This window comes from Phycicoccus mangrovi (assembly GCF_018729305.1).
Lineage (GTDB): Bacteria > Actinomycetota > Actinomycetes > Actinomycetales > Dermatophilaceae > Phycicoccus > Phycicoccus jejuensis.
In genome coordinates this window covers 99,292-117,908 of record NZ_JAHHWP010000017.1, presented here as the reverse complement: position 1 = coordinate 117,908, position 18,617 = coordinate 99,292, and the positions used below count along the sequence as shown (strand labels likewise).

Here is an 18,617-nt window from a genome sequence, read left to right as displayed (position 1 = left end):
CCCGTCCGTGTCAGGATGGGCGCCATGCTGCGCTGGCTGACCGCGGGCGAGTCCCACGGACCCGCCCTCCTCGCGACCATCGAGGGCCTCCCCGCCGGGGTCGAGGTGACGACCGCCGACATCGCGGACGCCCTGGCCCGCCGCCGCCTCGGCTACGGCCGCGGCGCCCGGCAGAAGTTCGAGCAGGACGAGGTCGAGGTGCTCGGCGGGCTGCGGCTCGGTCGCACCCTCGGCTCGCCGGTCGCCATCCGCATCGGCAACACCGAGTGGCCGAAGTGGCGCACCGTCATGAGCCCCGACCCCGTCGCCGCCGCCGACTACGCCGCCTCCGACGACGTCAACGCCGAGAAGGAGGTCGCCCGCAACCGGCCGCTGACCCGGCCGCGTCCCGGGCACGCCGACCTCGTCGGGATGCAGAAGTACGGCTTCGACGACGCCCGCCCGGTGCTCGAGCGCGCCTCCGCCCGCGAGACCGCGGCCCGGGTGGCGCTCGGCGCGGTCGCCGCCGCCTTCCTCGAGCAGGCCTACGGCATCCGGCTGCTCTCGCACACCGTCGCGATCGGCGCGGCCGGGGTGCGCGACGACGCCCCGCTGCCCGGGCCGGACGACGTGCCCGCGCTCGACGCCGACCCGGTGCGCGCCTTCGACGCCGAGGGCTCGGCCGCGATGGTCGCCGAGGTCGACGCCGCCCACAAGGACGGCGACACCCTCGGCGGCGTCGTCGAGGTCGTCGCCGTCGGGGTACCGCCGGGCCTCGGCTCGCACGTGCACTGGGACCGGCGCCTCGACGCCCGGCTCGGCGCGGCCCTCATGGGTATCCAGGCGATCAAGGGCGTCGAGGTCGGCGACGGCTTCCGCACCGCGGCGCGCCGGGGCTCGCAGGCGCACGACGAGATGGAGCGCGGCGCCGACGGCGTCATCCGGCGCCGCACGCTGCGCGCCGGCGGCACCGAGGGCGGGATGTCGGTCGGCGGCGTCCTGCGGGTGCGCGCGGCGATGAAGCCGATCTCCACCGTGCCGCGGGCCCTCGACACCGTCGACGTCGTCTCCGACGAGCCCGCGACCGCCATCCACCAGCGCTCCGACGTCTGCGCCGTGCCCGCCGCCGGCGTCGTCGCCGAGGCGATGGTCGCGCTCGTGCTCGCCGAGGCCTGCCTCGAGAAGTTCGGCGGCGACTCCGTGGCCGAGACCGCCCGCAACCACCGCGCCTACCTCGACGCGATCCCCGCGTCGATGCGCACCTGGGAGTCCTGATGCCCCGCGTCGTCCTCGTCGGCCCACCCGGCTCCGGCAAGACCACCACCGGGGAGGCGCTCGCCGCGCTGCTCGGGGTCCCGTTCCACGACACCGACGCCGCCGTCGAGGCCGCGGAGGGTCGGACCATCGGCGACATCTTCGTCGTCGACGGCGAGCCCGCGTTCCGGGAGCTCGAGCGGGCCGAGGTCGCGCGCGCGCTCGCCGAGGAGACGGGTGTCGTCGCGCTCGGCGGGGGAGCCCCGGTCGACCCGCTGACCGAGCCGCTGCTCGCCGGCCACACCGTCGTCTTCCTCGACGTCGGCATCGCCGACGCCGCCCGGCGCATCGGTCTCGACCGCTCCCGACCGCTGCTGGCCGTCAACCCGCGCGCCTCGTGGGTGCGGTTGATGGGGGAGCGCCGGCCGGTCTACGAGCGGGTCGCGACCCACGTCGTCGACACCGCGGGGCGCCCGGCCGACGACGTGGCCGCCGAGATCGCCGGCCTGCTCGGGGCGCCGGCGTGAGCGAGCCGGTCGTCATCCCCGTCGGGGACCTGCACGACGTCGTCGTCGGGCGCGGGGTGCTCGACCGGGTCGCGGGCCTCGTGCCCGAGGGGGCGCGCCAGGTCCTCGTCGTCGGTCCGGAGGGGTTGGACCGCTACGCGTCGCCGGTCGCGGAGTCGCTGCGCGCGGCCGGGCTCGTCGTCCACGAGGCGAGCGTCCCGGACGCCGAGCGGGCCAAGACCGCCGAGGTAGCAGCGTCGCTCTGGGCGGTGCTCGGGCAGCACGCCTTCACGCGCACCGACGCGGTCGTGGCGGTGGGCGGCGGCACCGTCACCGACCTCGCCGGCTTCGTCGCCGCGACGTGGCTGCGCGGGGTGGCGGTCGTCCACGTCCCGACGACGCTGCTCGCGATGGTCGACGCCGCGGTCGGCGGCAAGACGGGCATCAACACCGCCGAGGGCAAGAACCTCGTCGGCTCCTTCCACACGCCGGCCGGCGTCGTCTGCGACCTCGACGTCCTCTCGACGCTGCCGCAGGCCGACCTCGTCGCCGGCCTCGCCGAGGTGCTCAAGGGCGGGTTCATCGCCGACCCGCGCATCCTCGAGCTCGTCGAGGCCGCGCCGCAGGACGCGGTGCGCTGGGACGCGCCCGTCCTCGACGAGCTCGTGCGCCGCAAGGTCGCCGTCAAGGCCGAGGTCGTCGCCGGGGACCTGCGCGAGGCGTTCGCGCGCGAGGTGCTCAACTACGGCCACACGCTCGGGCACGCCGTCGAGCAGGTCGAGGGCTACCGGCGTCGCCACGGCGAGGCGGTGGCCATCGGGATGGTCTACGCGGCCGAGCTCGGGCACCGCACGGGCACGGTCTCGTCCGAGCTGCTCGCCCGGCACCGGGCGGTGCTGGCGGCCGTCGGGCTGCCGACGACGTACGACGCGGCGCCCTTCGAGGAGCTGCTCGCCGTCATGGCGCGCGACAAGAAGTCGCGCGGCGCCCGGCTGCGCTTCGTCGTCCTCGACGGGCTCGCCCACCCGGTGCGCCTCGAGGGGCCGCCGGAGTCCCTCCTGCGCGACGCCTACGCCGCCCTCGCCCCCTGAGACCTGTTCTCCCCGCGACCTGCGGTGGGGGGGCGCCGCGCCCCCCGGGGCCCCCCCCCCGGGGACCCGGGCCGGCACGCGCCCCCCCCCCCCCCCCCCCCCCCCCCCCCCCCCCCCCCCCCCCCCCGGGGGGGGGCCCCCCCCCCCCCCCCGCCCCCCCCCCCCGCAGGTCGCCCGGAGCAGAGCAGCATCGGCGGGGCCTGTGGATGACGGCGTCGGCGTTCCCTCCCGACGTGCCACCGTCGGGGGATGCTCGGCGACCCACCACCCGCCCCCTTCGACCCCGCGCTCCTGCGCGGGGCACCGGACCTGCGCCCGCTGGGTATCGACCCCGGTCGCAGTGGCTGGCACCACGTGCGCCACGGTGCCTGGGTCGACGAGGCGGTCTGGCGCGGCCTGACGCCCGAGCAGCGACACGCCGCGCTGGTGCACGCCACCGACCTCGCAGCGCGTCGGCCGGCCCGCAACGTCTACGCGCTCGAGTCCGCCGCGGCGGTGTGGGGCCTGCCCGTCATCGGAGCCTGGCCTCAACACGTCACCGTGCTGCGAAGCCGGGAGGAGCAGCGCGGCTCGGCCGTGGTGCGGGTCCACGTCGGCCTGCCGACCGAGGGCGTCCTGCGCGAGGGCCTGCGCGTCACCGAGGTGGCGCGAACGGTCGTCGACCTCGCCCGGATACGGTCCTTCGAGTCGGGGCTCACGGCGGCGGACCACGCCCTGCGCCATGCGATGACCACGCCCGAGGCACTGGTCGCAGCGGCCGGTGACGTGCCGCCGCGAGTGTGGGGGCGGCCCCGGGCGCTGCTCGTGGCCGAGCTCGCCGACGGGCGCTCGATGTCGCCGGGCGAGAGCCTGTCCCGGGCCCGCATGTTCACGCTCCGGCTGCCACGCCCGCAGTTGCAGGTCCCGCTGGAGGACGACGAAGGCTTCATCGGGCTCGGTGACTTCGGGTGGCCCGGGGTTGTGGGCGAGTTCGACGGGCGGCGCAAGTACGCCGTCCCCGAGGGGGCCGACGCCGCAGCGGCCGAGCAGGCGCTGTGGGCGGAGAAGCTGCGGGAGGACCGCATCCGGCGCCGATGGCGCCTGGCCCGGTGGGTCTGGGCGGATGCACTCGAGGAGGCCCGGCTCGCACGGATCCTCCTCGCCGAAGGGGTGCGTCCCGTCGCGCGACCCCGGTGGGTCGACCTCGGTGCCCGCGACGCGTCGTGACCCCCCTGCTCCGCGCGACCTGCGGTGGTGCGCGGACGCTCGCAGGGGGATCCGCGCAGATCGCGGGGAGGAGGGGCGCCGCGGGGGAGGCGGCGTGGTCCGGGGGGTGGGGTGCGGGACGGTACGATGATCGCTGATCCCCCACCCCTCGCCGGGGTGACGCGCGCCCGCCCGACGGCGGTGCGCGGCTTCCGAGACACGAGAGAGATCCCGCACGTGGCATCGACCAACGACCTCAAGAACGGCCTCGTCCTCAACCTCGAGGGCCAGCTGTGGTCCGTCGTGGAGTTCCAGCACGTCAAGCCGGGCAAGGGCCCCGCGTTCGTGCGGACGAAGCTCAAGAACGTCCTGTCCGGCAAGGTCGTCGACAAGACGTTCAACGCCGGCGTCAAGGTCGAGACGGCGAACGTCGACAAGCGCACGATGCAGTACCTCTACAACGACGGCACCGACTTCATCTTCATGGACGGTGACACCTACGACCAGCTCCCGGTGAGCCCCGAGGTCGTCGGCGACGCCGCGAAGTACCTCCTCGAGAACCAGGACGCGATCGTGGCCCGCCACGACGGTTCGGTCCTCTACATCGAGCTCCCCGCCTCGGTGATCCTCGAGATCACCTACACCGAGCCGGGCCTCCAGGGCGACCGCTCGACCGGCGGCACGAAGCCGGCGACCCTCGAGACCGGCGCCGAGGTCCAGGTCCCGCTCTTCCTCGAGCAGGGCACGAAGATCAAGGTCGACACCCGCGACGGCTCCTACCTCGGCCGGGTCAGCTGACCCGTGGCCGCTCGCACCAAGGCCCGCAAGCGCGCCCTCGACCTGCTGTTCGAGGCCGAGCAGCGGGGCATCGACGCCGCGGAGCTGCTGCGTGAGCGGCTGGCCACGCCGGTCACGGAGCACGCGCTGCCCGAGCTGACCGCCGACCTCGTCACCGGGGTGTCGGAGCGCCGCGAGACGATCGACGAGCTCATCACCACCTACGCGCAGGGCTGGTCCCTGAAGCGGATGCCCGCCGTCGACCGCAGCATCCTGCGGCTCGGGGCCTGGGAGGTCCTGTACTCGCCGGACGTGCCCGAGGCGGTCGCCATCAGCGAGTGGGTCGGGCTGGCCACCGAGCTCTCGACCGACGACAGCCCGCGGTTCGTCAACGGCCTGCTCGGCCGGCTCGCCGAGGTCAAGCCGACCCTCGCCTGACAACCCGGTTGCCGCAGCCCCGTGTGGGCGGCACGGTCGGGGGATGAGCGTCCGCCCGGCCACCACCGCCGACCTGCCGCTGCTCGGCCCCCTCGAGGACACCGGTCGTCGGGTTCGCCCACGTCCTCGACCTCGGGGGTGCGTGGCACCTGGAGCAGCTCTCGGTCGACCCCCGCCACCAGGGGCGGGGGCACGGCACCGCGCTGCTCGCGGCCGTCGACGCGGAGGTCGCCGCCCGGGGCGGCGGCACGCTCACCCTCATGACGTACGCCGACGTCGCGTGGAACGGCCCGTTCTACGCGCGTCGCGGCTGGGCGGAGGTCGAGTCGCCGGCCCGCCTGGCCCCGGTGCTCGCGGCCGAGGAGCGCGAGGGCCTGGCGCGACACGGTCGGCGGATCGCGATGGAGCGCCGCTGACGCGGTGCTCGCACCCCGTGGGTCAGCGGGCGCCGGCGCTGGCGAAGACCACCTCGGGCCACGGGGACGCGGCGAGCCAGGCCCGGAAGGTCTCGGCGTCGGCGTCCGCCGGCGGGAAGAGCGGCTGGCGTGCGGCCATCGCCGCGACCACCGGTGTGTCGCCGTCGGCCGCGCAGGGGGCCGCACCGGCAGTGGGGGGAGCGATGGTCGTCACGGGGGCCTCCTTCGACATGGGTCGAGTGGTGCGTCGGCACCAGTGCATCACAGTGTGTTGGGTCTGGCATAGCAGGGCGTTATGCGTCTCACAACCCGGATGCCGTCCGTGCCGGACGCCGCCCGTGGGGGCTGGCGTCGGCCGGCGCACCGTGCTGGACTGTGCGGATGAGCACGCTCGGGCCGCGGCTGGCCGCGGCGATCGCCGCCAAGGACCCCGACACCGTCCGCGCGCTCGTCGCCCCGGACGTCGACTTCCGCGGGCTCACCCCCGGCCGCTCGTGGGAGGGCACCGGCGCCGAGGCGCTCGTCGAGGTGCTCTTCGGCTCGTGGTTCGAGCCCTCCGACGAGGTCCGGGCGCTCCTCGACGTCACCGTCGGCGCGCCCGTGGAGGACACCGAGCGCGTCTCGTACCGGCTGTCGCTGCGCAACGGCGACGGGGACTTCACGGCCGAGCAGCAGGCGTACTACCGCACCGAGGGCGAGCGCATCTCGTACCTGCGCGTCCTCTGCTCGGGCTTCCGGCCGCACACCTCCGGCTGACCGGCCGCACCCGCCGCGACGGCAGGGGTCAGCGGCCGTCGCGCGGCGCGAACACCGTCAGGGCCACCGCGTCGGAGTGCTCGCCGCGCACGTACTCGTCGACCCACGCCCGCGCGTCGGGGTAGGCGGACTCGGCGACGACGCGCTCGCACACGGCGTCGACGTCGATCTCGGTGTGCCGCAACGAGACCTGACCCCCGGTCAGCAGGGCCCACGCCCCGCCGACCCGCCCGTAGGGCATCCCGATGCTGCCGGGGTTGACGACGAGCCGGCGGTCGACGAGCCGGACGAACGGCATGTGCGTGTGGCCGCAGCAGACGGTCCGCACCGTCTCGGGCACGTCGGCGAACGCCTCCGCCCACCGCTCCAGCCGCGTGTCGACGAGGACGACCTCGTCGTCGTCGCGGGGGCTGCCGTGGCAGAAGAGCACGTCGCCGAACCCCTCGATCGACCGGACCGCGGGGTGGGGGAGCCCGGCGAGCAGCTCCACCTGGTCGGGCCGCAGCACCTCCGCCGCGAAGACCGACTCGGGATGCTCGCAGCGGCCGCCGCGAGCGACCTCGACGACCTCGCGGTCGGCGTTGCCCCGCACGAGCAGCACCCGGTCGCCGAGCGCGGTGAGGGCGTCGAGCGTCTCGACGGGCATCGGCCCCGACACGAGGTCGCCGGTCACGACGACGAGGTCGGCGGCGCGGACGTCGGGCTCGGCGAGGACGGCCCCGAGCACGGGGAGGACCCCGTGCGTGTCGGACAGCAGGGCGACGGAGCGGACGGCGGCGACCATCCACCGACCCTAGGGCGTGGCGGCGTCCACGGGGCGGGCCGGAGTGCGACCCGTCCGCCGCCGGCCGCTAGAGTGGCCACCGCAAGACCGCTCGACGTCCTTTAACGACCTGTCCCGTGAGGCAGGGAAGGAGGTCCGCGCCTGTGCGCGCTGACGACATGCTGCCCACCGCAGACGATGCCGCCGCTCCCGGTGCCCCCCGCACCGTGATGAGCGAGCCGGACGTCGCGAGAGCCCTCCGCCGCATCGCCCACGAGATCGTCGAGCGCAACAAGGGCGCCGACGACCTCGTGCTGCTCGGCATCCCGACCCGCGGGGTCGAGCTGTCGCGGCGCCTCGCGGCCCTCCTCCAGGAGGTCGAGGGCGTCGAGGTCCCGGTCGGGGCGCTCGACATCACGATGTTCCGCGACGACCTGCGCCACCAGCCGACCCGGGCGCCGATGCCGACGCGCATCCCGGCGGGCGGCGTCGACGACCGCGTCGTCGTCCTCGTCGACGACGTCCTCTACTCGGGCCGGACGATCCGCGCGGCGCTTGACGCCCTCGCCGACCTCGGCCGTCCGCGGGCCGTGCGCCTCGCGGTGCTCGTCGACCGCGGCCACCGCGAGCTGCCGATCCGGGCCGACCACGTCGGCAAGAACCTGCCGACGGCCCACAGCGAGCGGGTCATGGTGCGGCTCACCGGGGTCGACGACGCCGGCGACTCGGTGACCATCGCCTCCGGCGAGACGCGCGCCGGCCGCCCCTCGACGCCGGGAGGTGCGCGATGAGGCACCTGCTCTCCAGCGCGGACCTGACCCGCGACGACGTCCGGATGCTCCTGGCCACCGCGGCCGAGATGCACGACGTGCAGCGGCGTGACGTCAAGAAGCTGCCGACCCTGCGCGGCCGCACGATCATCAACCTCTTCTTCGAGGACTCCACCCGCACCCGCAGCAGCTTCGAGATCGCGGGCAAGTGGATGAGCGCCGACACCATCAACATCACGGGCAAGGGCTCCTCGACGAGCAAGGGCGAGTCCCTGCGCGACACCGTGATGACGATCGACGCGATGAGCGTCGACTGCGTCGTCATCCGCCACATGGCCAGCGGCGCCGCGCACCAGGTGGCGCAGTGGGTCGACGCGAGCGTCGTCAACGCCGGCGACGGCACCCACGAGCACCCCACGCAGGCCCTGCTCGACGCGTACACGATGGAGCAGCGCCTCGGCAGCCTCGAGGGCCGCCGGGTCGCGATCGTCGGCGACCTCACGCACAGCCGGGTCTTCCGATCCAACGCCATCACGCTGCGCCGCCTCGGCGCCGAGGTCACGCTCGTCGCGCCGCCGACGCTCATGCCGAGCGGCATCCGGCCCTGGGCCGAGCGCGACGGCCTGCACCTGACCGACGACCTCGACGCCGTGCTCGCCGACGGCCCCGACGCGGTGATGATGCTCCGCGTCCAGCGCGAGCGGATGAGCGGCGGCTTCTTCCCGACCCCGAGGGAGTACACCGTGGGCTTCGGCCTGACCCGCGACCGGCTGCGCGCCCTGACCGACGCCAACCCCGAGGCGGTCATCTGCCACCCGGGCCCGATGAACCGCGGCCTCGAGATCAGCGCCGACGCCGCGGACGGGGCCCGCAGCCTCGTCCTCGACCAGGTGTCGGCGGGGGTGGCGGTGCGGATGGCCGTGCTCTACCACCTGCTGGCCGGCGAGGAGGTGGCCGCGTGAGCGACCTGCTCATCACCGGGGTCACCTGGCACGACGCCGACGGCACGCCGCGGACGGGCGACGTCGCCGTCCGCGAGGGGACGGTCACCGAGGTCGGCCGGGTCGAGGACACCGAGGGCCTGACCCGCCACGACGCCGACGGCCTCACCCTCCTGCCCGGCTTCGTCGACCTGCACACCCACCTGCGCCAGCCCGGCCGCGAGGACGCCGAGACCGTCGTGTCCGGCTCGCGCGCCGCCGCGGTCGGCGGCTACACGGCGGTCCTCGCGATGGCCAACACGATGCCGGTCACCGACACCGCCGAGGCGGCCGAGCACGTCCAGCGCCTCGGGCGCGACTGCGGGCTCGTCGACGTCGTCCCGGTCGGAGCCGTGACCAAGGGCCTCGAGGGCGCCGAGCTCGCGGAGCTCGGGCTCATGCACCGCAGCCGTGCCCGGGTCACCGTCTTCTCCGACGACGGGCGCTGCGTCGCCGACCCCCGCGTCATGCGCCGCGCGCTGGAGTACCTGCGGCCCTTCGACGGCGTCATCAGCCAGCACAGCCAGGACCCCTCGCTCGCCGGCCCGCAGGCCTGCTGCCACGAGGGCGAGCTGTCCGGGCGCCTCGGCCTGCCGGGGTGGCCGCCGGTCGCGGAGGCGAGCATCATCGCCCGCGACGCGATGCTCGCCCGGCACACCGGCGGGCGGGTCCACGTCGCGCACGTGAGCACCGCCGAGGGCCTCGACGTCGTGCGCTGGGCCAAGGAGCGCGGCATCCGGATGACCGCAGAGGTCGCGCCGCACCACCTCGCGCTCGGCACCGACCTGCTGACCGGGTACGACCCGGTCTACAAGGTCAACCCGCCGCTGCGTCCCACCGAGGACCAGGAGGCGCTGCGCGAGGGCCTGGCCGACGGCACGATCGACGCCGTCGCCACCGACCACGCCCCGCACGCGCGGCACGACAAGGAGCACGCGTTCGTCGACGCCGCCTTCGGGATGCTCGGCCTCGAGACCGCGTTCTCGGTCGTGCACGACCTCCTCGTCGCCACCGGCCGGATGACGATGGCCGACCTCGCCCGCGTCCTCTCGACGGCGCCGGCGGGCATCGCCCGCCTCGCCGACCACGGCCGTCCCGTCGCCCCCGGCGAGCCGGCCAACCTCGTGCTCGTCGACCCCACGGCAGCGGTCACCGTCGACCGTGACGCCTCCCACTCCCTGTCCCGCAACACCCCGTGGCACGGGCGCACCCTCACCGGGGCCGTGCTCACGACGATCCTGCGCGGTGCCGTCACCGCGCGGGAAGGAGAGCCCGCACCGTGCTGACCACCCGCGAACCCGCCGTCCTCGTCCTCGAGGACGGGCGCACCTTCACCGGCTCCGCCTACGGCCGCCGCGGCGAGACCGTCGGCGAGGCCGTCTTCTCGACCGGCATGACCGGCTACCAGGAGACGCTCACCGACCCGAGCTACCACCGCCAGGTCGTCGTCATGACGGCGCCGCACGTCGGCAACACCGGCTGGAACGACGAGGACGACGAGTCGGGCCGCATCTGGGTCGCGGGCTACGTCGTGCGCGACCCGGCGCTGCGCCCCTCGAGCTGGCGCAGCCGCCGCACCCTCGAGGACGAGCTCGACGCGCAGGGCGTGGTCGGCATCTGCGACGTCGACACCCGGGCCCTGACCCGCCACCTGCGCGAGCGCGGCGCGATGCGGGTCGGCATCTTCTCCGGCGAGCTCGCCGCGCGTCCGCGGCCCGAGCTCCTGCAGCGGGTCACCGAGGCGCCGCCGATGACCGGCGCGTCGCTCGCCGCGGAGGTCGCGACGAAGGAGGCCTACGTCGTGCCCCCGGTGGGGGAGAAGCGTTTCACCGTCGCCGCCGTCGACCTCGGCATCAAGTCCAACACCCCGCGGATGATGGCCGAGCGCGGCATCGAGGTGCACGTGCTGCCGGCCACGGCGACCCTCGACGAGGTCCGCGCCGTCGGCCCCGACGGTGTCTTCTTCTCCAACGGCCCCGGTGACCCGGCGACGGCCGAGGTGCAGGCCGAGCTGCTGCGCGGCGTGATGCGCGAGGGCATCCCGTACTTCGGCATCTGCTTCGGCAACCAGATCCTCGGCAGGGCGCTCGGGTTCGGCACGTACAAGCTCAAGTACGGCCACCGCGGCATCAACCAGCCGGTCATGGACCGCACGACCGGCAAGGTCGAGGTCACGGCGCACAACCACGGGTTCGCCGTCGACGCCCCGCTCGAGGGGTCCACGACGACCGACTTCGGCGAGGCGAGCGTCAGCCACGTCTGCCTCAACGACGACGTCGTCGAGGGCCTCGAGGTCCGGCGGGACGAGCGCCTCGTCGCCTTCTCCGTCCAGTACCACCCGGAGGCCGCGGCCGGCCCGCACGACGCCGCCTACCTCTTCGACCGCTTCTGCGATCTCATGACCACCACCCAGGAGGTGCGCGCCTGATGCCGAAGCGCGACGACATCAAGAGCGTCCTCGTCATCGGCTCCGGCCCGATCGTCATCGGGCAGGCGTGCGAGTTCGACTACTCCGGCACCCAGGCCTGCCGGGTGCTGCGCGAGGAGGGCCTCCGCGTCGTCCTCGTCAACTCCAACCCGGCGACGATCATGACCGACCCGGAGTTCGCGGACGCCACCTACATCGAGCCGATCACCCCCGAGATCGTCGAGAAGATCATCGCCAAGGAGCGGCCGGACGCGGTCCTCGCGACCCTCGGCGGCCAGACCGCGCTCAACTGTGCGATGGAGCTGCACGAGCGCGGCGTCCTCGAGCGCTACGGCTGCCCGCTCATCGGCGCCAACGTCGAGGCCATCCAGCTCGGCGAGGACCGCGAGAAGTTCAAGGGCGTCGTCGACCGCTGCGGCGCCGAGTCGGCCCGCTCGGCCATCTGCCACACGATGGACGACCTCATGGCCGCCGCCGACGACCTCGGCTACCCGGTCGTCGTCCGCCCGTCCTTCACGATGGGCGGCCTCGGCTCCGGCTTCGCGCACACCCCGGAGGAGCTGCGTCGCATCGGCGGCGCGGGCCTGCAGTACAGCCCGGTCACCGAGGTGCTCCTCGAGGAGTCGATCCTCGGCTGGAAGGAGTACGAGCTCGAGCTGATGCGCGACACGGCCGACAACGTCGTCGTCGTCTGCTCCATCGAGAACCTCGACCCGATGGGCGTGCACACCGGCGACTCGATCACCGTCGCCCCGGCCCTCACCCTGACCGACCGCGAGTACCAGCGGCTGCGCGACATCAGCATCGCCGTCATCCGCGAGGTCGGCGTCGACACCGGCGGCTGCAACATCCAGTTCGCGGTCAACCCCGACGACGGGCGGATCATCGTCATCGAGATGAACCCGCGCGTCTCGCGCTCCTCGGCACTGGCGTCGAAGGCCACCGGCTTCCCGATCGCGAAGATCGCGGCGCGGATGGCCATCGGGTACACGCTCGACGAGGTGCCCAACGACATCACGCAGGAGACCCCGGCCTCCTTCGAGCCGACGCTCGACTACGTCGTCGTCAAGTGCCCGCGCTTCGCGTTCGAGAAGTTCCCCGCGGCCGACGACACGCTGACCACGACGATGAAGTCGGTCGGTGAGGCGATGGCCATCGGGCGCTCCTTCACCGAGGCGCTCCAGAAGGCGCTGCGCTCGCTCGAGAAGGCCGGCAGCAGCTTCCACTGGGACGGCCCGCGGCCGACGACCGAGGCGGCCCGCGCGCTGCTCGACTCGGCGCGCCGGCCCACCGACGGCCGCCTCGTCCAGGTCCAGCAGGCGCTGCGCGGCGGGCTGTCGGTCGAGGAGGTCCACGACGCGACCGGCATCGACCCGTGGTTCCTCGACCAGATCGAGCTCGTCAACGAGGTCGCCGAGCACGTCGCGACCGCCGAGGAGCTCACCCCCGAGCTGCTGCGCCTCGCGAAGCGGCACGGCTTCAGCGACACCCAGCTCGCGTCGCTGCGTCGGATGCCCGAGGCCGTCGTCCGCGGCGTCCGCCACGCCCTGGGGGTGCGCCCGGTCTACAAGACGGTCGACACCTGCGCGGCCGAGTTCGCCGCCCGCACGCCCTACCACTACAGCGCCTACGACGAGGAGACCGAGGTGACGCCGCGCGAGCGGCCGGCCGTCCTCATCCTCGGCTCGGGGCCGAACCGGATCGGGCAGGGCGTCGAGTTCGACTACTCCTGCGTCCACGCGAGCTTCGCCCTGCGCGACGCCGGCTACGACACCGTGATGGTCAACTGCAACCCCGAGACGGTCTCGACCGACTACGACACGAGCAGCCGCCTCTACTTCGAGCCGCTGACCCTCGAGGACGTCCTCGAGGTCGTCCACGCCGAGCAGCAGGCCGGCCCGGTGGCGGGCGTCGTCGTCCAGCTCGGCGGGCAGACGCCGCTCGGCCTGGCCAAGGCGCTCAAGGAGGCCGGTGTGCCGATCGTCGGCACCTCGCCCGAGGCGATCGACCTCGCCGAGGACCGGGGCGCGTTCGGCCGCGTCCTCCACGAGGCGGACCTGCCCGCCCCGAAGCACGGCACGGCGTACAGCGCGGCCGAGGCCGTCGAGATCGCGCGGGAGATCGGCTACCCGGTGCTCGTGCGCCCGTCGTACGTCCTCGGCGGCCGCGGCATGGAGATCGTCTACGACGACGAGACCCTCTCGGGCTACGTCGAGCGGGCGACCGTCGCGAGCCCCGAGCACCCGGTGCTCGTCGACCGCTTCCTCGACGACGCGATCGAGATCGACGTCGACGTCCTCTACGACGGCGAGGAGATGTACCTCGGCGGGATCATGGAGCACGTCGAGGAGGCCGGCATCCACTCCGGTGACTCCTCGTGCGCGCTGCCGCCGGTCACCCTCGGCGCGACCGAGCTCGAGCGGGTCCGCGAGTCGACCCGGCGCCTCGCCGAGGGCATCGGCGTGCGGGGCCTCATGAACGTCCAGTTCGCGCTCGCGCAGGACATCCTCTACGTCCTCGAGGCCAACCCGCGCGCCTCGCGCACGGTGCCGTTCGTCGCCAAGGCGACCGGTGTGGCCCTCGCCAACGCGGCGGCCCGGATCATGCTCGGCGCCTCGATCGCGCAGCTGCGCGAGGAGGGCGTCCTGCCCCGCCACGTCGACGGCGGCCGGATGCCGGCCAGCGCTCCGGTGTCGGTCAAGGAGGCCGTGCTGCCGTTCAAGCGGTTCCGGACCGCCGAGGGCCTGGTCGTCGACAGCCTGCTCGGCCCGGAGATGCGCTCGACCGGTGAGGTCATGGGCATCGACCGCGACTTCGGCCGCGCGTTCGCCAAGAGCCAGCTCGGCGCGATCAGCGGGCTGCCCACGAGCGGAACGGTGTTCGTGTCCGTGGCCAACCGCGACAAGCGCGCGATCATCTTCCCGGTCAAGCGGCTGGTCGACCTCGGCTTCCGCATCCTGTCGACGTCGGGCACGGCAGAGGTGCTGCACCGCAACGGGATCGAGGCCGATGTCGTGCGCAAGCACGCCGAGCGCGGCGAGCACGAGCAGTCGGTCGTCGACCTCATCAACGCCGGCGAGATCGACATGGTCGTCAACAGCCCGAGCGGCCCGAGCGCCACGACGCGCGCCGACGGCTACGCCATCCGGGCCGCGACGGCCGCGATGGACAAGCCGATCGTCACCACCGTCCAGCAGCTGTCGGCGGCCGTCCTCGCCATCGAGGCCGTGCAGCGCGACGATCTCGACGTCATGTCGCTCCAGGAGCACACGGCGGCCCTCGACCTGTTCGGCATCGGGGCGCAGGCGTGAGCGGGAGCGGGGTCGTCCAGGTCGCCGGCGAGGTCGTCGCCAACCGGCGGGTCGGGGCCTACCACCACCTGACGATCGTCGCGCCGGGCGTCGCCGAGCTCGCCCGGCCGGGCCAGTTCGTCGCGCTCGCCGTCGGCGGCCCGACGTCGGCCAACCTCCTGCGTCGGTGCTTCTCGCTGCACAAGGTCAAGGCGTCCGGCACCTACGGCGGCACCCTCGACGTCGTCGTCGCGGCGCACGGCCCGGGCACGCAGTGGCTGACCGGCCTGTCGACGCACGACCCCGTCGACGTCGTCGCGCCCCTCGGCCGGCCCTTCCCGCTGCCGGCCGAGCCGGTGCCCTGCGTCCTCGTCGGCGGCGGCTACGGCTCCGCGCCGCTGTTCTGGCTGGCCGAGGCCCTGCGCGAGCGGGGCTGCCACGTCGAGATGGTGCTCGGCGCGGCCTCCGAGGACCGGCTCTTCGGCGTCGTCGAGGCGCGGCGCAGCGCCGACGGCGTCACCGTCACCACCGACGACGGCTCGGCCGGGCGCAAGGGCTGGGTCTCCGACGTCCTCGGCGAGGTCGTCGACCGCACGGGCGCCGGCGTCGTCTACGCGTGCGGCCCGATGGGGATGCTCCGCTCGGTCACCGAGGTCGCGCGGGCCCACGGGGCCGTCGCGCAGGTGGCCGTCGAGGAGTCGATGGCCTGCGGCATCGGCGTCTGCATGACCTGCGTCATGCCGGTGCGCGGCACCGACGGCACGACCCGGATGGTCCGTTCCTGCGTCGAGGGGCCGGTGTTCCGCGGCGACCTCGTGCGCTGGGACGCCATCGGCGGCGGCATCACCCGCGTGCCCGAGGACGCGGTCGGCGCCCCGAGGCCGGGGGGTCACTGATGGTCGACATGAGCACGTCGCTCGCCGGCGCCGCGCTGCCCAACCCGGTGATGACCGCGTCCGGCTGCGCCGCCAACGGCAAGGAGCTGCACCGCTTCTTCCCGGTCTCCGACCTCGGCGCGTTCGTCACCAAGACGGTCATGCGCGACCCGCGCTCCGGCCGGCCGACGCCGCGGATGGCCGAGACCTCGTCCGGGATGCTCAACTCGATCGGCCTCCAGGGGCCCGGCATCGACGCCTTCTGCGAGCAGGACCTGCCGTGGCTCGCCGCGCAGGGCGCCCGGGTGCTCGTCTCGGTCGCGGGCAACACCGCCGAGGAGTTCGGGGAGGTCGTCCAGCGCCTCGTCGCCTCGCCCGCGTGGCCGTGCGTCGTCGGGGTCGAGGCGAACATCTCCTGCCCGAACGTCGCCAACCGCGGGCTCGTCTTCGCCTGCGACCCGGTCTCGTCCGAGCGCGTCGTGCAGATCGTCCGCACCCGTGTGCCCGAGGGGGTGCCGGTGTTCGCCAAGCTCACCCCCGACGTCACCGACATCGTCGCGATCGCCGACGCGGTCCTGCGCGCCGGGGCCGACGGCCTGACGATGATCAACACCCTGCTCGGCATCGTCATCGACACCGACCTGCTGCGCCCGCAGCTCGCCGGCGTCACCGGCGGGCTCTCCGGCCCGGCCGTGCGCCCGGTCGCGGTCCGCGCCGTGTGGCAGGTCACCGCCGCGATGCGCGCGGGCGCCATCCCGACCGCGCCGGTCATCGGCGTCGGGGGAGTGCGCACCGGGGCCGACGCGCTCGAGCTCGTCGCCGCCGGCGCCTCGGCCGTGCAGGTCGGCACCGCCACGTTCAACGACCCGTCCGCGCCGCGGCACGTGCTCGCCGAGCTCGAGGAGCACCTCGCGCGGCACGGCTTCACCCGCTTCGCCGACGCCGTCGGCGTCGCCCACGAGAGGATCGCCACGCTGTGAGCCCCCGACCCTTCGGTGCGCGGCTGCGCGCCGCGATGGACGAGCACGGCCCGTTCTGCCCCGGCATCGACCCGCACGCAGCCCTCCTCGAGGCCTGGGGCCTGCCCGACACGGTCGACGGCCTCGAGCGCTTCGCGATGACCTGCGTCGAGGCCTTCGGCGGGCAGGTCGCCTGCGTCAAGCCGCAGTCCGCGTTCTTCGAGCGCTTCGGCTCGCGCGGCGTCGCCGTCCTGGAGCGGACGCTCGAGGCCCTGCGCGAGGCCGGCACGCTGTCGCTGCTCGACGCCAAGCGCGGCGACATCGGGACGACGATGGGCGGCTACGCGCAGGCGTACCTCTCCGACGACTCGCCGGTGCGCGCCGACGCGGTGACCGTCAGCCCGTTCCTCGGGTACGGCTCGCTGCGGCCCGCGCTCGACCTCGCCGCCGCCACCGGGCGGGGCGTGTTCGTCCTCGCGCTCACCTCCAACCCGGAGGGACCGTCCGTCCAGCACGCGGCCGTCGACGGGCGCACCGTCGCCGCGTCGGTCGTCGGGGGCGCCGCCGCCGACAACGCCGACGCGCGCGCCGCGGGCGGTCTCGGGAGCGTCGGGCTCGTCGTCGGGGCCACGGTCGGCGACGCCGCCCACACCCTCGGCCTCGACCTCGCCGGGTCGGCGGCGCCCCTGCTCGCGCCGGGCCTCGGCGCCCAGGGCGGGACCCCCGAGGGCCTGCGTGCGACCTTCGGCGACGCGCTGCCCCAGGTGCTCGGCAACAGCTCGCGCGAGGTGCTCGGAGCGGGCCCGGACGTCGCCTCCCTGCGCGCCGCGGCCCGCCGTTCCGCGGCCGAGCTGGCGGCCGTGGTCGAGGCGGCGCAGCCCTGAGTCGGGAGCGCTCCCGCGACCGGTAGAGTCGGCCGGGTACAGCCGGGTGTTGAGCAGCCAGCACTCGCAGTGACAGCAAGGATCCGATCCCGTGGCTCTCCCCCCGCTCACCCAGGAACAGCGCGCGGCCGCGCTCGAGAAGGCCGCTGCCTCACGACGTGAACGTGCCGAGGTGAAGAACCGCCTCAAGCACGGCGGCGCGTCCCTCGGTGGCGTCATCGAGGACGGGAAGGTGAACGACGTCATCGGCAAGATGCGTGTCTCCGCCCTCCTCGAGTCGATGCCCGGCGTCGGCCGGGTGCGAGCCCGCCAGATCATGGAGGAGGTCGGCATCAGCGAGAGCCGACGCGTCCGTGGCCTGGGCCAGAACCAGGTCGCGGCGCTGTTGCAGCGCTTCGGGCGGCAGTGACGGCGCGCTCACGCCTCACGGTCCTCGCCGGTCCCACCGCGGTCGGCAAGGGGACCCTCGCGGCGTACGTCCGGGAGCACCACCCCGAGGTGTGGCTGTCGGTGTCGGCGACGACCCGGCGGCCGCGACCCGGAGAGGTCGAGGGCGTGCACTACCACTTCGTCTCCGACGACGAGTTCGACCGGATGGTCGAGCAGGGCGAGCTCCTCGAGTGGGCCGTCGTCCACGGCCGGGCCAAGTACGGCACGCCCCGCGGCCCGGTCGAGGAGGTCCTCGCGACCGGTCGTCCGGCCCTGCTCGAGATCGACCTCCAGGGCGCCCGGCAGGTCCGCGAGACCATGCCCGACGCGTTCTTCGTCTTCCTCGCGCCCCCGAGCTGGGACGAGCTGGTCCGCCGGCTGGTCGGCCGGGGCACCGAGGACGAGGAGGAGCGCGCGGCGCGCCTCGACACCGCGCGCATCGAGCTCGCGGCCGCGGAGGAGTTCGACGTCACCGTCGTCAACGACGACGTTCGGCGCGCGGCCGAGGACCTCGTATCATGGACACGAACCCCTGTCCCCGCAACGAAACGAGACTGACGCGTGTCCGGAACCACGGCGAACCCCATCGGCATCACCAACCCGCCGATCGACGAGCTCCTCGAGCAGGCCGACTCCAAGTACGCCCTCGTCCTCTACTCCGCGAAGCGGGCCCGGCAGATCAACGCCTACTACGCCCAGCTCCAGGAGGGTCTCCTCGAGTACGTCGGCCCGCTCGTCGACTCCGAGGTCCACGAGAAGCCGCTCTCCATCGCCCTGCGCGAGATCAACGAGGGGCTGCTCACCTCCGAGCCCACCACCGAGCCCTCCGAGGGCTGA

General features: G+C 74.2%; 20 protein-coding genes and 1 pseudogene. 19 read left to right on the top strand and 2 right to left on the bottom strand.

Features of this window, described 5'->3' with window-relative positions; genetic code table 11:
• The first annotated feature begins 24 nt into the window (after positions 1-24).
• The 7 genes and pseudogenes from aroC to KMZ30_RS16070 all read left to right on the top strand — a co-directional run.
• Positions 25-1,254 carry a chorismate synthase gene (aroC, locus tag KMZ30_RS16100; protein ID WP_215513648.1) on the top strand — a complete coding sequence of 410 codons (1,230 nt, stop codon included), beginning with the start codon at positions 25-27 and terminating at the stop codon, positions 1,252-1,254.
• A complete protein-coding gene (locus KMZ30_RS16095) occupies positions 1,254-1,760 on the top strand; it encodes a shikimate kinase (RefSeq protein WP_215513649.1) in 507 nt (168 codons plus the stop codon). The genes aroC and KMZ30_RS16095 overlap by 1 nt, the downstream gene beginning before the upstream one ends.
• Positions 1,757-2,830, top strand: coding sequence for a 3-dehydroquinate synthase (aroB, locus tag KMZ30_RS16090; RefSeq protein WP_215513650.1), 1,074 nt, complete (start codon positions 1,757-1,759; stop codon positions 2,828-2,830). Before KMZ30_RS16095 ends, aroB begins: the two co-directional genes overlap by 4 nt.
• A gap of 249 nt (positions 2,831-3,079) precedes the next feature.
• The gene (locus KMZ30_RS16085; RefSeq protein ID WP_215513651.1) at positions 3,080-4,036 is read left to right on the top strand and encodes a hypothetical protein; all 957 of its coding nucleotides are present in this window, start codon (positions 3,080-3,082) and stop codon (positions 4,034-4,036) included.
• Between the two features lie 216 nt (positions 4,037-4,252).
• On the top strand, positions 4,253-4,813 hold the full coding sequence (gene efp, locus KMZ30_RS16080; protein ID WP_030528275.1) for an elongation factor P: 561 nt from the start codon (positions 4,253-4,255) through the stop codon (positions 4,811-4,813).
• Between the two features lie 3 nt (positions 4,814-4,816).
• A complete protein-coding gene (nusB, locus tag KMZ30_RS16075; RefSeq protein ID WP_030528276.1) occupies positions 4,817-5,230 on the top strand; it encodes a transcription antitermination factor NusB in 414 nt (137 codons plus the stop codon).
• Positions 5,231-5,340: 110 nt separating this feature from the next.
• Positions 5,341-5,646: pseudogene (locus KMZ30_RS16070) on the top strand (GNAT family N-acetyltransferase); the annotation flags it as partial.
• 22 nt (positions 5,647-5,668) lie between these two features.
• Here the strand turns inward: KMZ30_RS16070 and KMZ30_RS16065 are convergent.
• Positions 5,669-5,860 (bottom strand): hypothetical protein, encoded by a 192-nt coding sequence (locus tag KMZ30_RS16065; RefSeq protein WP_215513652.1) that lies wholly within the window; start codon positions 5,858-5,860, stop codon positions 5,669-5,671.
• Positions 5,861-6,027: 167 nt separating this feature from the next.
• Here KMZ30_RS16065 and KMZ30_RS16060 point away from each other — a divergent pair, with 167 nt between their 5' ends.
• Positions 6,028-6,402: a nuclear transport factor 2 family protein gene (locus tag KMZ30_RS16060; RefSeq protein WP_215513653.1), complete on the top strand. Its 375-nt coding sequence runs from the start codon at positions 6,028-6,030 to the stop codon at positions 6,400-6,402.
• A 28-nt stretch (positions 6,403-6,430) separates the two neighbouring features.
• On the opposite strand, the gene KMZ30_RS16055 is transcribed toward KMZ30_RS16060, so the two are convergent.
• Positions 6,431-7,186, bottom strand: a complete 756-nt coding sequence (locus KMZ30_RS16055) for a metallophosphoesterase family protein (RefSeq protein ID WP_215513654.1) — start codon at positions 7,184-7,186, stop codon at positions 6,431-6,433.
• Positions 7,187-7,344: 158 nt separating this feature from the next.
• On the opposite strand from KMZ30_RS16055, the gene pyrR reads away from it, so the two are divergent.
• The 11 genes from pyrR (at position 7,345) to rpoZ (ending at position 18,617) form a co-directional block, all read left to right on the top strand.
• Positions 7,345-7,956, top strand: a complete 612-nt coding sequence (gene pyrR / locus KMZ30_RS16050; RefSeq protein ID WP_215513655.1) for a bifunctional pyr operon transcriptional regulator/uracil phosphoribosyltransferase PyrR — start codon at positions 7,345-7,347, stop codon at positions 7,954-7,956.
• Positions 7,953-8,897 carry an aspartate carbamoyltransferase catalytic subunit gene (locus KMZ30_RS16045; RefSeq protein ID WP_030528282.1) on the top strand — a complete coding sequence of 315 codons (945 nt, stop codon included), beginning with the start codon at positions 7,953-7,955 and terminating at the stop codon, positions 8,895-8,897. The genes pyrR and KMZ30_RS16045 overlap by 4 nt, the downstream gene beginning before the upstream one ends.
• Positions 8,894-10,201 (top strand): dihydroorotase, encoded by a 1,308-nt coding sequence (locus KMZ30_RS16040; protein ID WP_215513656.1) that lies wholly within the window; start codon positions 8,894-8,896, stop codon positions 10,199-10,201. The genes KMZ30_RS16045 and KMZ30_RS16040 overlap by 4 nt, the downstream gene beginning before the upstream one ends.
• The gene (carA, locus tag KMZ30_RS16035; protein WP_215513657.1) at positions 10,195-11,343 is read left to right on the top strand and encodes a glutamine-hydrolyzing carbamoyl-phosphate synthase small subunit; all 1,149 of its coding nucleotides are present in this window, start codon (positions 10,195-10,197) and stop codon (positions 11,341-11,343) included. Before KMZ30_RS16040 ends, carA begins: the two co-directional genes overlap by 7 nt.
• Entirely contained in the window at positions 11,343-14,654 is a 3,312-nt protein-coding gene (gene carB / locus KMZ30_RS16030) for a carbamoyl-phosphate synthase large subunit (RefSeq protein ID WP_215513658.1), read from the top strand. Before carA ends, carB begins: the two co-directional genes overlap by 1 nt.
• Positions 14,651-15,529 carry a dihydroorotate dehydrogenase electron transfer subunit gene (locus KMZ30_RS16025; RefSeq protein WP_215513659.1) on the top strand — a complete coding sequence of 293 codons (879 nt, stop codon included), beginning with the start codon at positions 14,651-14,653 and terminating at the stop codon, positions 15,527-15,529. Before carB ends, KMZ30_RS16025 begins: the two co-directional genes overlap by 4 nt.
• Before the next feature lie 8 nt (positions 15,530-15,537).
• Entirely contained in the window at positions 15,538-16,488 is a 951-nt protein-coding gene (locus KMZ30_RS16020) for a dihydroorotate dehydrogenase (protein ID WP_226902892.1), read from the top strand.
• A complete protein-coding gene (pyrF, locus tag KMZ30_RS16015) occupies positions 16,485-17,351 on the top strand; it encodes an orotidine-5'-phosphate decarboxylase (RefSeq protein WP_372447521.1) in 867 nt (288 codons plus the stop codon). The genes KMZ30_RS16020 and pyrF overlap by 4 nt, the downstream gene beginning before the upstream one ends.
• A 91-nt stretch (positions 17,352-17,442) precedes the next feature.
• A complete protein-coding gene (mihF, locus tag KMZ30_RS16010; protein ID WP_030528289.1) occupies positions 17,443-17,760 on the top strand; it encodes an integration host factor, actinobacterial type in 318 nt (105 codons plus the stop codon).
• Positions 17,757-18,338, top strand: coding sequence for a guanylate kinase (gene gmk, locus KMZ30_RS16005; protein WP_215513661.1), 582 nt, complete (start codon positions 17,757-17,759; stop codon positions 18,336-18,338). The genes mihF and gmk overlap by 4 nt, the downstream gene beginning before the upstream one ends.
• Before the next feature lie 3 nt (positions 18,339-18,341).
• The gene (rpoZ, locus tag KMZ30_RS16000) at positions 18,342-18,617 is read left to right on the top strand and encodes a DNA-directed RNA polymerase subunit omega (RefSeq protein ID WP_215513662.1); all 276 of its coding nucleotides are present in this window, start codon (positions 18,342-18,344) and stop codon (positions 18,615-18,617) included.

Coding starts and splice junctions, on each gene's coding strand:
- KMZ30_RS16085 (WP_215513651.1), top strand. CDS start 3,080: ATGCTCGGCGACCCACCACCCGCCCCCTTCGACCCCGCGCTCCTGCGC.
- carB (WP_215513658.1), top strand. CDS start 11,343: ATGCCGAAGCGCGACGACATCAAGAGCGTCCTCGTCATCGGCTCCGGC.
- KMZ30_RS16020 (WP_226902892.1), top strand. CDS start 15,538: ATGAGCACGTCGCTCGCCGGCGCCGCGCTGCCCAACCCGGTGATGACC.
- KMZ30_RS16095 (WP_215513649.1), top strand. CDS start 1,254: ATGCCCCGCGTCGTCCTCGTCGGCCCACCCGGCTCCGGCAAGACCACC.
- KMZ30_RS16045 (WP_030528282.1), top strand. CDS start 7,953: ATGAGGCACCTGCTCTCCAGCGCGGACCTGACCCGCGACGACGTCCGG.
- aroC (WP_215513648.1), top strand. CDS start 25: ATGCTGCGCTGGCTGACCGCGGGCGAGTCCCACGGACCCGCCCTCCTC.
- KMZ30_RS16055 (WP_215513654.1), bottom strand. CDS start 7,186: ATGGTCGCCGCCGTCCGCTCCGTCGCCCTGCTGTCCGACACGCACGGG.
- KMZ30_RS16060 (WP_215513653.1), top strand. CDS start 6,028: ATGAGCACGCTCGGGCCGCGGCTGGCCGCGGCGATCGCCGCCAAGGAC.
- pyrR (WP_215513655.1), top strand. CDS start 7,345: ATGCTGCCCACCGCAGACGATGCCGCCGCTCCCGGTGCCCCCCGCACC.